General features: G+C 53.7%; 10 protein-coding genes. 5 read left to right on the top strand and 5 right to left on the bottom strand.

The annotated features are described in order from the left end of the window. Positions 1-3: 3 nt before the first annotated feature. Positions 4-699 (bottom strand): MipA/OmpV family protein, encoded by a 696-nt coding sequence (locus ACL2XP_RS12010; protein ID WP_413739137.1) that lies wholly within the window; start codon positions 697-699, stop codon positions 4-6. A 504-nt stretch (positions 700-1,203) separates the two neighbouring features. On the opposite strand from ACL2XP_RS12010, the gene ACL2XP_RS12005 reads away from it, so the two are divergent. Both ACL2XP_RS12005 and ACL2XP_RS12000 read left to right on the top strand, forming a co-directional pair. Continuing rightward, complete coding sequence (locus tag ACL2XP_RS12005; protein ID WP_413738728.1) at positions 1,204-3,138, top strand: PrkA family serine protein kinase; 1,935 nt, start codon at positions 1,204-1,206, stop codon at positions 3,136-3,138. 96 nt (positions 3,139-3,234) lie between these two features. Continuing rightward, the gene (locus ACL2XP_RS12000) at positions 3,235-4,509 is read left to right on the top strand and encodes a YeaH/YhbH family protein (RefSeq protein ID WP_413738727.1); all 1,275 of its coding nucleotides are present in this window, start codon (positions 3,235-3,237) and stop codon (positions 4,507-4,509) included. 149 nt (positions 4,510-4,658) lie between these two features. On the opposite strand, the gene ACL2XP_RS11995 is transcribed toward ACL2XP_RS12000, so the two are convergent. Further along, positions 4,659-6,053: a diguanylate cyclase gene (locus tag ACL2XP_RS11995; protein WP_413738726.1), complete on the bottom strand. Its 1,395-nt coding sequence runs from the start codon at positions 6,051-6,053 to the stop codon at positions 4,659-4,661. A gap of 396 nt (positions 6,054-6,449) precedes the next feature. Here ACL2XP_RS11995 and ACL2XP_RS11990 point away from each other — a divergent pair, with 396 nt between their 5' ends. Further along, complete coding sequence (locus ACL2XP_RS11990) at positions 6,450-8,180, top strand: potassium/proton antiporter (protein ID WP_413738725.1); 1,731 nt, start codon at positions 6,450-6,452, stop codon at positions 8,178-8,180. 56 nt (positions 8,181-8,236) lie between these two features. Here ACL2XP_RS11990 and ACL2XP_RS11985 read toward each other — a convergent pair whose 3' ends face one another. After that, a complete protein-coding gene (locus tag ACL2XP_RS11985; protein WP_413738724.1) occupies positions 8,237-8,671 on the bottom strand; it encodes a MarR family winged helix-turn-helix transcriptional regulator in 435 nt (144 codons plus the stop codon). A 243-nt stretch (positions 8,672-8,914) separates the two neighbouring features. Here ACL2XP_RS11985 and ACL2XP_RS11980 point away from each other — a divergent pair, with 243 nt between their 5' ends. Further along, a complete protein-coding gene (locus ACL2XP_RS11980) occupies positions 8,915-10,117 on the top strand; it encodes a multidrug effflux MFS transporter (protein WP_413738723.1) in 1,203 nt (400 codons plus the stop codon). An 8-nt stretch (positions 10,118-10,125) separates the two neighbouring features. Here the strand turns inward: ACL2XP_RS11980 and ACL2XP_RS11975 are convergent, their stop codons facing one another. After that, positions 10,126-11,418 carry a D-amino acid dehydrogenase gene (locus ACL2XP_RS11975; protein ID WP_413738722.1) on the bottom strand — a complete coding sequence of 431 codons (1,293 nt, stop codon included), beginning with the start codon at positions 11,416-11,418 and terminating at the stop codon, positions 10,126-10,128. A gap of 176 nt (positions 11,419-11,594) precedes the next feature. On the opposite strand from ACL2XP_RS11975, the gene ACL2XP_RS11970 reads away from it, so the two are divergent. After that, positions 11,595-13,130 carry a SpoVR family protein gene (locus tag ACL2XP_RS11970; protein WP_413738721.1) on the top strand — a complete coding sequence of 512 codons (1,536 nt, stop codon included), beginning with the start codon at positions 11,595-11,597 and terminating at the stop codon, positions 13,128-13,130. 67 nt (positions 13,131-13,197) lie between these two features. On the opposite strand, the gene fadR is transcribed toward ACL2XP_RS11970, so the two are convergent. Next, a complete protein-coding gene (gene fadR / locus ACL2XP_RS11965; protein WP_413738720.1) occupies positions 13,198-13,917 on the bottom strand; it encodes a fatty acid metabolism transcriptional regulator FadR in 720 nt (239 codons plus the stop codon). Positions 13,918-14,048 lie beyond the last annotated feature (131 nt).

The raw sequence follows: 14,048 nt of genomic DNA, 5'->3' as shown, positions 1-14,048 counted from the left end.
CCTTTAGAAGCGGTAAGTCATGCCCACGCCGATAAGCGTCGTGGAATTAGCGTTAACCATCGGACTGTCTTTAACTTCATCGTTCAAGCGGGTATAGCGCGCCATCAGCGAAGCGTTCCAATTGGCGTTCAGGGCGTAAATGGCGGTAAGCTCGACGTACGGCGACCAGCCGTCGTCGGCCTGGTACTCATTTAACCCGCTGCGTCGGGACTCATGGCCGCTGACGCCATAGTAATAATCGTTTTGATTATCGCTGGCCCAATTGGCGCCAATGCCGGGCAGCAAGGTCAGGCGATCGAAGGTAAAAGGATAGAGGTACGCCAAATCGGCGGTGAAGCCATCGCTGTTATCCAATATATCGCCGAGGTAGGCCGCGCGGACAATACCCCAGTCAGAGGTATATTTATAACGCAAGCCCGCCATCACCGTGCCGCGCCGTTTATCCAATTGTTTCATATAACCATAATCATTATCGCCGGGTTTAAATCCGAACGGAGAATATTCAGCGGTTAAGGACAGCTGGTTTTGCGGATCTTTCCAGAGATAATAACCGGCGCTCAGCCCCTGGAGGTAGACACTATCGCCATCATAGTTCACGATGGGGAATGGTATGGTTCTATCGTCAGCACCTTTATAAGGGGTGGTTGCATGCAGCGCCGAGGCGCCCAAAGACCAGGTACCGGCAACGGCGGCCGGCATGCAAAGGCCCGACGTAATCGCGAGACTCAGTAATGTAAAGGTATGAGTTTTCACAATGGATGCTTCCCGTAGTGTAAAAAAAAGAGTGTACTGGCTATATATAAACGTGAAGTGTAAAGGAAACCCACCGGCTTTGCCGATTATTTACAGAAACAAACAATTAACGTCTAAATTATATCCTAATTTTATATAAACTGGCCCGAAGGACGTTGACACCGCTACAGGCCGCGCCACACATGGCTTTAGTGTAAAAACGTTAAGTGAGTCATTGATATATCTTAAAAAAAGCTGTAACACATAAATGACATTTGCCAGATGCCAACTAAACTTTATTATAGAGAAAGGTTTTTCCCGCGAGCGGTAGCACTGGCAGCGAAGAAAGTTGGCATAGTGGTTGCTGTAATGTAGTTGCTACCCAAGGAGAGACCGTTTTTTTCAGGAGCTGTTTAATACTTATCTTGGCTCCTTTTTAACCTGTGCTAATAACGAAGGACGGGCATCGCCATGAACATATTTGACCAATATCGTCAGCGCTACGAAGCTGCCAAGGACGAAGAGTTCACCCTGCAGGAATTCCTCACTATCTGTCGTCAGGATCGCAGCGCGTTCGCTAACGCGGCGGAAAGACTATTAATGGCTATCGGTGAGCCGGTAATGGTCGACACCGCCCAGGAGCCGCCGCTCTCCCGTCTGTTCTCCAATCGCGTCATCGCACGCTACCCTGCCTTTGAAGAATTCTACGGCATGGAAGAAGCCATTGAGCAAATTGTCTCTTACCTGAGACATGCCGCCCAGGGACTGGAAGAGAAGAAACAGATCCTGTACCTGCTGGGCCCGGTGGGCGGCGGTAAGTCATCGCTGGCCGAACGGCTCAAGGCATTGATGCAAAAAGTGCCGATTTACATCCTGAGCGCCAACGGCGAACGCAGCCCGGTCAACGATCATCCGCTGTGTCTGTTCAATCCATTGGAAGACGCCACTATCCTGGAAAAAGAATACGGTGTCCCCCGTCGTTATCTCGGTACCATCATGTCGCCCTGGGCGGCCAAGCGCCTGCATGAATTCGGCGGCGATATCACCCGCTTTAAAGTGGTAAAGGTCTGGCCGTCGATTCTTGAACAAATCGCCATCGCCAAAACCGAACCGGGCGATGAGAACAATCAGGACATCTCCGCCCTGGTGGGTAAAGTCGATATCCGTAAACTGGAAGATCACGCGCAAAACGATCCCGACGCCTATGGCTACTCGGGCGCCTTGTGCCGCGCCAACCAGGGTATTATGGAATTCGTCGAAATGTTTAAAGCGCCCATCAAGGTGCTGCATCCGTTGCTGACCGCCACCCAGGAAGGAAACTATAACGGAACCGAGGGCATTGCCGCCCTGCCGTTTAACGGCATTATTCTGGCTCACTCCAATGAATCGGAATGGGTGCAGTTCCGCAATAATAAAAACAACGAGGCGTTCCTTGACCGTGTCTATATCGTCAAGGTGCCTTATTGCCTGCGGGTTTCGCAGGAAATCAAAATCTACGACAAACTGCTTATCAATAGTGAACTGTCGGAATCCCCGTGCGCCCCCGGCACCCTGGAAACGCTGGCGCGCTTCTCCATTCTTTCGCGCTTGAAAGAACCGGAAAACTCCAGTATCTATTCCAAGATGCGGATCTATGACGGCGAAAGCCTTAAGGATACCGATCCCAAGGCCAAGTCATATCAGGAGTACCGGGATTACGCGGGCGTAGACGAAGGGATGAACGGCTTGTCCACCCGTTTTGCCTTTAAAATCCTTTCCAGGGTATTTAACTTCGATCACGGCGAAGTGGCCGCTAATCCGGTGCATTTATTCTATATCCTGGAACAGCAAATCGAGCGTGAGCAATTCCCGCAGGATATTGCCGAAAAATATCTTGAGCATTTAAAGGGTTATCTGATCCCGAAATATGCCGAATTTATTGGCAAAGAGATCCAGACCGCCTATCTGGAATCTTATTCCGAATATGGGCAAAATATATTTGATCGTTATGTATCCTATGCTGATTTCTGGATTCAGGATCAGGAATATCGAGATCCCGATACCGGACAGTTATTCGATCGCGAGGCGTTGAACGCCGAATTGGAGAAAATCGAAAAACCTGCCGGCATCAGCAATCCAAAAGATTTCCGTAATGAGATTGTAAATTTCGTACTGCGTGCCCGGGCCAACAATAACGGCCGCAATCCGAACTGGACCAGTTACGAAAAACTTCGGACCGTAATTGAGAAAAAAATGTTCTCCAATACGGAAGAGTTGTTGCCTGTTATTTCATTTAATGCGAAAACATCAACTGATGAGCAGAAAAAACACGACGACTTTGTGGATCGCATGATGGAAAAAGGCTACACCCGCAAACAGGTACGCCTGTTATGTGAATGGTATCTGCGGGTCAGGAAATCGTCTTAACCGTAGTAGAAGTGCTGTCGACGCTGCCGCCGCCGTTGGCGCAGCGTTGGAGTATTAACGCTACGGCGCGAGGACACCGTCGTCTGGAGGAGAAATATGGCCTACTTTATTGACCGACGACTTAACGGCAAAAACAAAAGCATGGTTAACCGCCAACGCTTTTTACGCCGCTATAAGTCGCAAATCAAACAGTCGATTGCCGGGGCCATCAATAAGCGTTCGGTTACCGATATAGAGAGCGGAGAATCGGTGTCAATTCCAAACACCGATATCAATGAGCCGGTTTTCCATCAGGGACGGGGAGGCCTGCGTCATCGTGTGCATCCGGGGAACGATCACTTTATCCAAAACGATCGCATCGAGCGACCGCCTGCGGGGGGCGGCGGCGGTAGCGGCCAGGGGAATGCCAGCCAGGATGGCGAAGGGGAGGATGAATTTGTTTTTCAGATCTCGAAAGACGAATACCTCGATCTGCTGTTCGAGGACTTGGCGCTGCCCAATTTGCAAAAAAACCAGCATAAGCAGCTGAACGAATTTAAAACGCATCGTTCCGGTTATACTTCGACCGGGGTGCCGGCTAATATCAGCGTGGTAAGGTCGTTGCAGAATTCGCTGGTGCGGCGAACCGCCATGACCGCCGGTAAACGCCGCAACATCCGTGAGCTGGAAGAAGAACTGGCGCTGCTGGCCAACAGCGAGCCGGTTCAATTGCTGGAAGAAGAGCGTATCCACAAGGAGATTGCGGAACTGCGGCAGAAAATAGCCCGGGTTCCGTTTATCGATACCTTCGATCTGCGCTATAAAAACTTTGAACGCCGGGCAGAACCGTCGAGTCAGGCGGTAATGTTCTGTTTAATGGACGTGTCGGGGTCGATGGATCAGGCGACTAAAGATATGGCAAAACGTTTTTATATCCTGCTATATCTGTTCCTTAGCCGCACGTATAAAAACGTCGAGGTGGTTTATATCCGCCATCATACCCAGGCCAAGGAAGTGGACGAACATGAATTCTTCTACTCCCAGGAAACCGGCGGCACCATCGTTTCCAGCGCCTTAAAGCTGATGGAAGATGTGGTCAAGGATCGCTATGACCCGGCGCAATGGAATATTTACGCCGCGCAGGCCTCCGATGGCGATAACTGGGCGGATGACTCCCCCTTGTGCCATGAGTTGCTGGCCAATCGCCTGCTGCCCATGGTGCGTTATTACAGCTATATCGAAATCACCCGCCGGGCGCATCAAACCCTATGGCGCGAATATGAGGATTTGCAGGACAAATATGAAAATTTCGCCATGCAGCATATACGCGATCAGGAGGATATTTATCCGGTATTCCGCGAACTGTTCCACAAACAGGTTAATGAAAGATAAGGTTAACGCACCACCGGGTGCGTAACAGCAAGGTTGGCAAAAAAACGGCGTTACTTAAGGACAAATCAGCCAGACGGCGGATGTTTTCTGGCTGATTGCGGGGAAATCCCCTTCGTTACCTTTCATCGTTCACCTCTCTTGCCCCTGGGCTATTTCGCCTGCCCCTCGCGATAGGTTTCCGTGCGATCGCGGCCGTTTTGTTTGGCTTGGTATAAGGCGCTATCGGCTTTTTTAATTAACCGCTCATAGTCGGGATGTCCGTCGAATAAGCACAGGCCCACGCTAATAGTAAGGTCGACCTTTTCGTCCTGGGAGGGATCAACGGGCTGGCTCGCGATTTTATCGCGAATATTATTGATGATATTGATCGCCTGGCTTTCCGTTGTTTCCACCAGCAGCAACATAAATTCCTCGCCGCCGTAGCGGAACACATAATCGCTGCTCCGTATGCTTTCATATAATATGGCGGCAATATTTTTTATCGCCCGATCGCCGGTATCATGGCCAAAGGTGTCATTAATCCGCTTAAAATAATCAATATCCACCATGGCAAGAATAAACGGTGACGAGCTGCGCATGGCCAGGGCAATTTCCCGCCGCAAGATAGTGGGGATAAAGCGCCGGTTCAATAGATTGGTTAACGGATCTTTGCCGTTCTCGAATTTGGACAACTCATCAAACAGCGTCGCCAGCAGCATGCCGATTTTCAGCAACCGGCTATGCACCGTGCGCAGCAGGAGGTAGCGTTGCTCGGCCTGCGCCACCTGCTCGGCGGTATACGAAGCGATAAATTCATCGGTGCCGCCCAGCAGGCTCTCGATAATGGCGATTTCGTCCACGGATTCGAAAACATGCCGCCCTTTATGCTGAAACCACAAGCCGAATTCAGACTCCGCCAATTCCTGGATTTCCAGCATGGGCAAACCGGTGGCCACATTATAGATAAAGCGGTTTTCCCAATTCAGCAGCGCGGCTAACTGCCGTTCGCGCTCGACGTGGACGTTATCCAGAATAGAAAATAAGCGATAATTTTCTTTATCCTTAGTCGTGCTTTCATGGGCGCGGGAGTAGGACGTGGTCATGACCTCAATCGCCATATCCAAGGCCAGTGAGGCAAAACGCAGGGCATCGTAGCATAACGCCAGATCGGTAATATCGCGTCGCAGCCGACCGTACAGGGTGTGTTTAAGCCGCCTGGCCCCGCGAGCCACCAAATCGATGGGAATACCGATGCGGGCATGCACATCGCCGATTTTGCGCTGGCGCGTGATAAGCGCCGCTAAATCGGCGGTTGAGCTGCTTAGCACGCCCTTTATCCATTGGGACAGCGTGGCGTGCAGCCGTTCGCTTACCTGCTGGCTTGATAAAAACAGCGCGGCGTCGTCATCCCCCAGCATATATTCGTAAAAATCATCGGCCAATAAACTGATGTCGGGATCTGATAATGAAATCAATAAGCTATGAGCGGTATCACTGGTAATGGCTATCAGTCCGCGCCATTCGCTCATAATCAAAACGTCGTAATATTGCTCATTTAATTTCATCGAAATGACAATCCAAAACTCATTATTAGCAAGATTTTATATTACCATAAATGGGGGACGCGGGTAGCCGCACTGGAAATACCGCTATTTTGAGGGTTATCCCTACCCAACGTCGTCAAATCGTTAAAAACACAGCTTTTGTGAAAAACGCCTTTTTTATTGGCGTAAAAAAGGGTAGTTTGTCTTAGTCCGGTTTGGAAATGTCTACAAGGTTTGCACTCCTCATACGCGCGGCGCGCGGGCTTCTGGCAGGCTGTTTCGTCGGCAAGGGATTAGAAAACCCCCCTCTTCGCCTTTGCGGCGGCTAAAATTATGTTCAGGCAGCGGATGAATATAAGCCTTAACCTTTATCGGTGGGAACGGGGCCAGAGAACGATCAAAAAAGGAGAGCTCGGTTTGGACAGCAGCACTATCATCAGTTTATTTATTATTGGCTCCATATTAGTTGGCGGCAGCATCCTGCTGAGCTCCTTTTCTTCCCGTTTGGGCATTCCTATCCTGGTCATATTCCTCGCAATCGGCATGTTGGCCGGCGTGGACGGTATCGGCGGCATCGGCTTTGATAATTACCCGGTAGCCTATTTAATCAGCAACCTGGCGCTGGCGGTCATCTTATTGGATGGCGGCATGCGTACCCGCGCTTCTTCTTTTCGCGTGGCGTTGTGGCCCGCGCTTTCCCTGGCCACGGTAGGGGTGCTGATCACCGCCGGGCTTACCGGCATGGTGGCGGCGTGGCTGTTTCATCTGGATTTAATTGAAGGCCTGCTGGTCGGGGCCATTGTCGGGTCCACCGATGCCGCCGCCGTATTCTCCCTGCTGGGGGATAAAGGATTAAACGAACGGGTTAATTCCACGCTGGAAATCGAATCGGGCAGCAACGATCCCATGGCGGTGTTTCTTACCATCACCCTCATCGCGATGATTCAAGGGCATGAAACCCATTTAAGCTGGATGTTCGTGGTGCATCTGGTGCAGCAATTCGGCCTGGGCGTCCTGTTCGGCCTGGGCGGCGGCTGGCTGCTGCAGCAAACCATCAACCGGATTTCCCTGGCGCCCGGCCTGTATCCGCTATTGGCCGTCAGCGGCGGCATCATGATTTTCGCCCTGACCACCGCCCTGGAAGGCAGCGGCATTTTAGCCGTCTATCTGTGCGGGTTTTTATTGGGTAATCGCCCGATACGCAACCGCCACGGGATTTTGCAAACCTTTGACGGCATGGCCTGGCTCAGCCAGATATGCATGTTTTTAGTGCTGGGCCTGCTGGTCACCCCCAGCGATTTGTGGGTTATCGCCGTGCCGGCGCTGCTCCTGTCGTTGTGGCTGATGCTGATTGCCCGGCCGCTGTCCATTTGGGTGGGTTTAATGCCCTTTCGCAACTTTACCGCCCGCGAACGGGTCTTTCTCTCCTGGGTCGGTTTACGCGGCGCGGTACCGATCATTCTGGCGGTATTTCCCATGATGGCCGGACTGGATCACGCACGGCTCTATTTTAACCTCGCCTTTTTTATCGTGCTGATCTCGCTGTTGTTCCAGGGGACTTCCCTGGGCTACGCGGCCAAGTTGGCCAGGGTGGTGGTACCGCCCACCGCTTCGCCTATCAGCCGGGTCGGCATGGATATCCATCCGGAAAACCCCTGGGAACAATTTATCTATCAATTAGGCAAGGAAAACTGGTGCGTCGGCGCCGCGCTGCGCGATATGAAAATGCCGAAGAATACCCGTATCGCCGCGCTGTTTCGCGATAACGTCATGCTGCACCCGACCGGCAATACCCGGCTCAAAGAAGGGGACGTCCTGTGCGTTATCGGGCGCGAGCGGGATTTACCGGCGCTGGGCCGACTATTCAGCCAATCCCCGCCGGTAGCGCTGGATCAGCGCTTTTTCGGCGATTTTATTCTGGAAGCCAATGCCAAGCTGGAAGATGTCGCGGCTATTTATGGACTTGATCTCGATGAACGCGAGGACCGCGGCCTGACGCTGGGCGCATTTGTGATGCAACTGCTGGGCGGCGGTGAGCCGGTGGTGGGCGATACCGTGGTGTCGGAAGGGTTGGTCTGGACCATCGCCGAAAAAGAAGATCAGCAAGTCAGTAAAATCGGCATTAAAATCGACGAAGAGCACATCTAGCTATTTTCCCGGAGTCCCCGGTGGAGAGGGCTGCCGCAAGGTTCCCTGGCGGGATCTCAGGACAGGGAATCAGTGGCGGCGTAGATTTTAGACAATACCTGCATGGCAATCTGCATATCCTGCTCGGCGATGTTTTCCAGGATTTCTTTGCCGATGGCGTCGGCCTCGCTGCGCACTTTTTCGTATAAGGCTTTGCCTTCGGCGGTAACCAACAGCAGTTTTTTGCGCCGGTCGGCCAGAGTGGGCACGCGCTGCACGAGGTCCAGCTTGACCAGCCGGTCCACCATCGAGACGATCGTTGCGCCTTCCACGCCCAACAGCTGCGCCAGCTCGCTTTGCGATAAAGGCGCCTGCGCGCTGGCGATCGCCGCTACGGCGACCCAGCTTGCCTGGCTGAGGCCGAGATATTTTAGCCGCCGGTCGATGGCCATGCGCAACGCGCGGGAAGTCAGGTGCAATAATTTTGAGAAATTTTTATAATCAGTATTCATTTAGATGCAACAACCCAGAAATAATATGACGAAAATTATCATATATTGCCGCTGAAAACCAATGACGGGCGCCTAAAAAGCGGGATAATCCGCCCGCCATAACGGGCGTCACGGGGGGAATTGGCCAAAAAATCAGCCCTGGCGGAAAAAAAACGGCATAAGCGGGTAAAAGGGCATTTTACGCCTGACAACGCCCGTTGCCAGCCATTATTCTTACGACCTTTATAAATAATTTGGTTATCGATGCGAAAATTTCTTCTTTTGTTGCTGCTCCTGGTGCTCCTGGGGCCGCTGGGAATCGATCTTTATCTGCCGGTCATTCCCCTGATTGCCAAAGGACTGGGCAGTAACGAATCCTTGATTCAGTCCACTATTCCGTTATTTATCCTGGTGATGGGCGTCGGCCAGTTGATTACCGGCCCGCTGGTGGATTTTTTCGGCCGCCGGCCCATGGCCATGGCGGGTGCGGCATTGTATGGCCTCGGGGCGATGATGGCGGCGTTGGCGCCGTCGCCGGCATGGTTTATCAGTTCGCGTATCCTGCAGGGACTGGCGGTATGCTGCACCACCGTGGCGTTGTTTAGCTGCGTCAGGGACAGGCTTAACGGCGACGACGCCGCGCGCGCTTTCAGCTTTCTTAACGGCACGCTGAATATCGTTCCCGCGCTGGCCCCGCTGGCGGGCGGCCTGTTGGCCGCGGATCTGGGCTGGCGCGCGCCTTTCTGGACGCTGGCGATCTATTCGTTCATCGTGTTGACGCTAATAGCGCTGGGGCTGCCCGAAACCCGGCCCGTCCAAACCAGACGCAGCCTGGGCCTGCCGCTGCAGGCCTACTGGGCGATCCTCAGGCAGCGGCGCTTTCTGGTGTTTTCCCTGGTGAATACCGGCGCCATGGCCATGGCGCTGACGTATGTTTCATTGTCGTCCCAGGTGTTGATGGGCGATGCGCAACTGACGCCGCTGCAGTTTTCCGTGGCTTTTGGCTGCAACGGTTTTTGGATTATGTTTGTCAGCGTGATTGCCAACCGGGTTATCCGCAAAGCGGGCCGCCCCGCCTGCCTGACCATCGGCACGGCGTTAATGGGACTGGGCGGGTTGCTGCTGCTGACGCACGTGCTGCTGCTGCCCGCGCCCTGGCAAGCCCACTGGCTCGGCTATATGCTGCCGGTGGCGGTGGCCTGCTCGGGCCTGGCGTTTCTGATGGGCCCTGCCGCCAGCTACGCGCTGGAGCCCTATCCCGACCAGGCGGGCGTAGCCTCGGCGCTCAGCGGCTTCGTGCAGATGGCGGGCGCGGCCGCCATTAGCCTGGCTGTTATCGCCCTGCCCCTGTCGCCGCATTTGGCGCTGGCGCTGGTAATGCTGCTGGGTGCGGTGCTGGCCGGCGTCGCCCGGGCGCATACGCGCCGGCTGTCGGGCAGGCTGACCTCCTGGACCGCCCGGCCATAGGGCCGCCGCTACATCCTGGACACGCTTGGCTCGATCGCGGCCCTGAAGTTATCCGCATAACGGTCCACGGACAGGTCGTCATAGGGAATATCCGGCTGACGGCCGCTGATGACATCCGCCAGCAGCCGGCCCGAACCGCAGGCCATGGTCCAGCCCAGAGTGCCGTGGCCGGTATTGAGATACAGGTTTTTCAGCGGCGTCCCGCCCACAATCGGGGTGCCGTCCGGCGTCATCGGCCGCAGCCCGGTCCAGAATGTTCCCTGTTCGATATGGCCGCCGCGGGGGAAAAGATCGCGCACCACCATTTCCAGCGTATCCCGGCGGGCCTTTTCCAATTGCGTATTAAAACCGACGATTTCGGCCATGCCGCCCACGCGGATGCGCCGGTCGAAGCGGGTAATGGCGATTTTATAGGTTTCGTCCAGCACCGTGGACACCGGCGCCGCCTCCTCATCCGCCAGGGGTATGGTCAACGAATAGCCCTTTAACGGATAAACCGGGATGTTGACAATATCCCGCAGCATGGCGGTGGAATACGATCCCAACGCCATCACATAGGCGTCCGCCTGCAACAGCTCGCCGTCGCATTTCACCCCGGCAATCAGGTTACCCGAACGCATCAGGCCCGCGACGTTGCTCTGGTAACGAAAGGTTACCCCCAATTCGGCCGCCATGGCGGCCAGCCGCTGCGTGAATAACTGGCAATCCCCGGTTTCATCATTAGGCAGCCGCAGGCCGCCGCTCAGCCGATGCGCCACCCCGGCCAATGCCGGCTCGACAGACGCCAACCGCCCGGCTTCCAGCAGTTCGTACGGCACGCCCTCGTCGCGCAGCACCGCGATATCCTTGGCGGCGCTGGCATACTGCTGCTCGGTGCGGAACAATTGCAGGGTGCCCCCCTGGCGCCCCTCGTATTGGATGCCGGTATCGGCGCGCAATGACTTAAGGCAATCGCGGCTATATTCCGCCAGACGCACCATGCGGCTTTTATTAATATAATAATGGTGGCTGTCGCAGTTGCGCAGCATCTGCCACATCCAGCGCAGTTGATGATCGCTGCCCTTGAACCGGATAGCCAGGGGGGCATGGCGCTGGAACATCCACTTCACGGCTTTAAGCGGAACCCCCGGCGCCGCCCAGGGCGCGGCATAACCGGGGGATATTTGTCCGGCGTTGCCCGCGCTGGTCTCCTGCGCCGGCCCCGGCTGGCGGTCAAGCACCAGCACCTCATGTCCCGCCTTGGCAAGGTACCAGGCGCTTGCCACGCCTATCACGCCACTTCCTAAAATGATGACCCGCATGATGATATGATCCTAATTTTTTTGATTTCCCCGCCGTAAACCGGGAGAAACGCGGCTGGTCCTGACTGCGTCCGTCGATTATATCCATCAAAGGCGGCCGCGTGAATTTCATCTTGCACTACGATTAATTATAAGCCAGCATGATGAAGTGCTGTCTGTAACGATGAGGTGCGCTGATGACGATTTCTCTTGATGAAAGTTTTAAGGATACCACTTGTCTTAGCGATGGACCCGACTGGACATTTGAACTGCTACAGGAGTACCTGGAAGAAATTGACCGGGTTGCAAAGCTCTATCGGCTGGAGACTTATCCCCACCAGATAGAAGTAATCACCTCCGAACAGATGATGGACGCGTATTCAAGCGTCGGGATGCCCATTAATTATACCCATTGGTCGTTTGGTAAGAAATTTATCGAGACCGAACAGCGTTATAAACAGGGCCAGCAAGGACTGGCTTATGAAATTGTCATAAATTCCAATCCCTGTATCGCGTATTTGATGGAAGAAAACACCATGACCATGCAGGCGCTGGTCATTGCCCATGCCTGCTACGGCCATAATTCTTTTTTCAAAAATAACTATTTATTCCGCAGCTGGACCGATGCCAGTTCCATTGTTGATTACCTTATTTTCGCCCGCAATTACATTACCAAATGCGAAGAGCGCTACGGCGTCGAACAAGTAGAGCAATTGCTCGATTCCTGCCATGCCCTGATGAATCACGGGGTCGATCGTTATAAACGTCCGCAGAAAATCTCTTTGCAGGAAGAAAAATCCCGTCAGAAAAGCCGCGAAGAGTATTTGCAAAGCCAGGTAAACGAACTGTGGCGCACGCTTCCCCGGCGCGAAAAGGAAGAAGCGCCGGCCCAGGCCAGCCGCTATCCCCATGAACCGCAGGAAAACCTGCTGTATTTTATGGAGAAAAACGCGCCGCTGCTGGAACCCTGGCAGCGTGAGATTTTGCGTATAGTCCGCAAAGTCAGCCAATATTTTTATCCGCAAAAGCAGACCCAGGTGATGAATGAAGGGTGGGCGACTTTCTGGCACTACACCATCCTGAACCACCTGTACGACGAAAAGAAAGTCACCGATCGTTTTATGCTGGAGTTTCTGCACAGTCATACCAATGTGGTTTACCAACCGCCGTATAACAGCCCGTATTACAGCGGCATCAACCCTTATGCGCTGGGTTTCGCCATGTTCCAGGATATCAAGCGCATTTGCCAGTCGCCGACCGAAGAGGATAAGCACTGGTTCCCGGATATCGCCGGCAGCGACTGGTTGGAAACGCTGCACTTCGCTATGCATAATTTCAAGGACGAAAGTTTTATCAGCCAGTTCCTGTCCCCAAAAATTATGCGTGATTTCCGTTTGTTTACCGTGCTTGATGACGATCACAACAACTATTTGGAAATCGCCGCCATCCATAATGAAGAAGGTTACCGGGCCATCCGCCAAGAGCTCTCTTCCCAATATAATTTAAGTAATCTGGAACCGGATATTCAAATCTGGAATGTGGATCTGCGCGGCGACCGTTCGCTGACCCTGCGTTATACCCCGCAAAATCGCGCGCCGCTGGCTAAAAGCCGGCGTGAGGTGATGAAACATATTCACCGGCTGTGGAATTTCGATGTGTATATGGAGCAGGTGAATGAGGATGGCAACGTGGAGCTGATCGAGCGCTGCCCGCCCCGCACCATGCCGCTGTAGCCTACCGGGGCAGTCAACCAAACCGGTGAAAGTCAGCCCCGCCGGCTTTCACCGGCCTTCGGCGCGGCTACTTCCTCAATTCGGCGATATCGTGGGGAATGGCTGACTGCATGCTGTTCCAGATGACGCCGCTTTCGTTACCGTAATGGCGCACGAGGTCAATCACCTGGTCGTACAAACCGTCCCGGCACAGCGCCGCCAAATGGGTATAGAAGTTGCGCGCCAGTTCGCGGGCCTGGGGATTGGAAAAATAATAGCGCCCCACCCGCAGATATAATCCTTTAAGGCCGTTAAAGATCAAACCATAAATCGGATTGCCCGAAGCGAAGGCCAACTCGTGGAAAATGCGGTAATCCATTTCGGTGAAAGCATCCGCCTGATCTTCCAGGTCTTTGGCCTGGGCCAATACGTTTTGCGCTTTGTCGGGATAAAACCGAACCGCCATACGGATGAAAATCGAGGCGATATTGGTACGCACCGACAAGAGGTTATCGATGAGCTGGGGTACGCTGTCGTGGTCGAGACGGGCCAGGGTTTCCAGAATATTCAGTCCCGACGTCTCCCATACATTGTTCACGCGCGTGGGCTTGCCATGCTGAATGGTCAGCCAGCCGTCACGGGCCAGGCGTTGCAGCACCTCTCGAAGCGTAGTGCGCGTCACGCCTATCACATCGGAAAGCTCACGCTCCGCGGGCAAAATAGAACCAGGCGGGAAGTGATTATTCCAAATGCTTTCAATCAAATATTCTTCCGCAAAACCGGCAGGACTCTGCGCCTTAATGACCATAATTGTATGTTCCGTAGCAGCATGCGTATGTTAGCTAAAAACGGCTTAATGATAGCAGAACACGCGGGACCGATATAGGGAGTTGAAGAGAGTAACGGCAAAACCTTGTTAACGATGGCAATAAAATGTCA

It is taken from the genome of Sodalis sp. RH21 (assembly GCF_047324175.1).
Lineage (GTDB): Bacteria > Pseudomonadota > Gammaproteobacteria > Enterobacterales > Enterobacteriaceae > Acerihabitans.
This window is presented reverse-complemented; position numbering and strand designations above follow the sequence as displayed.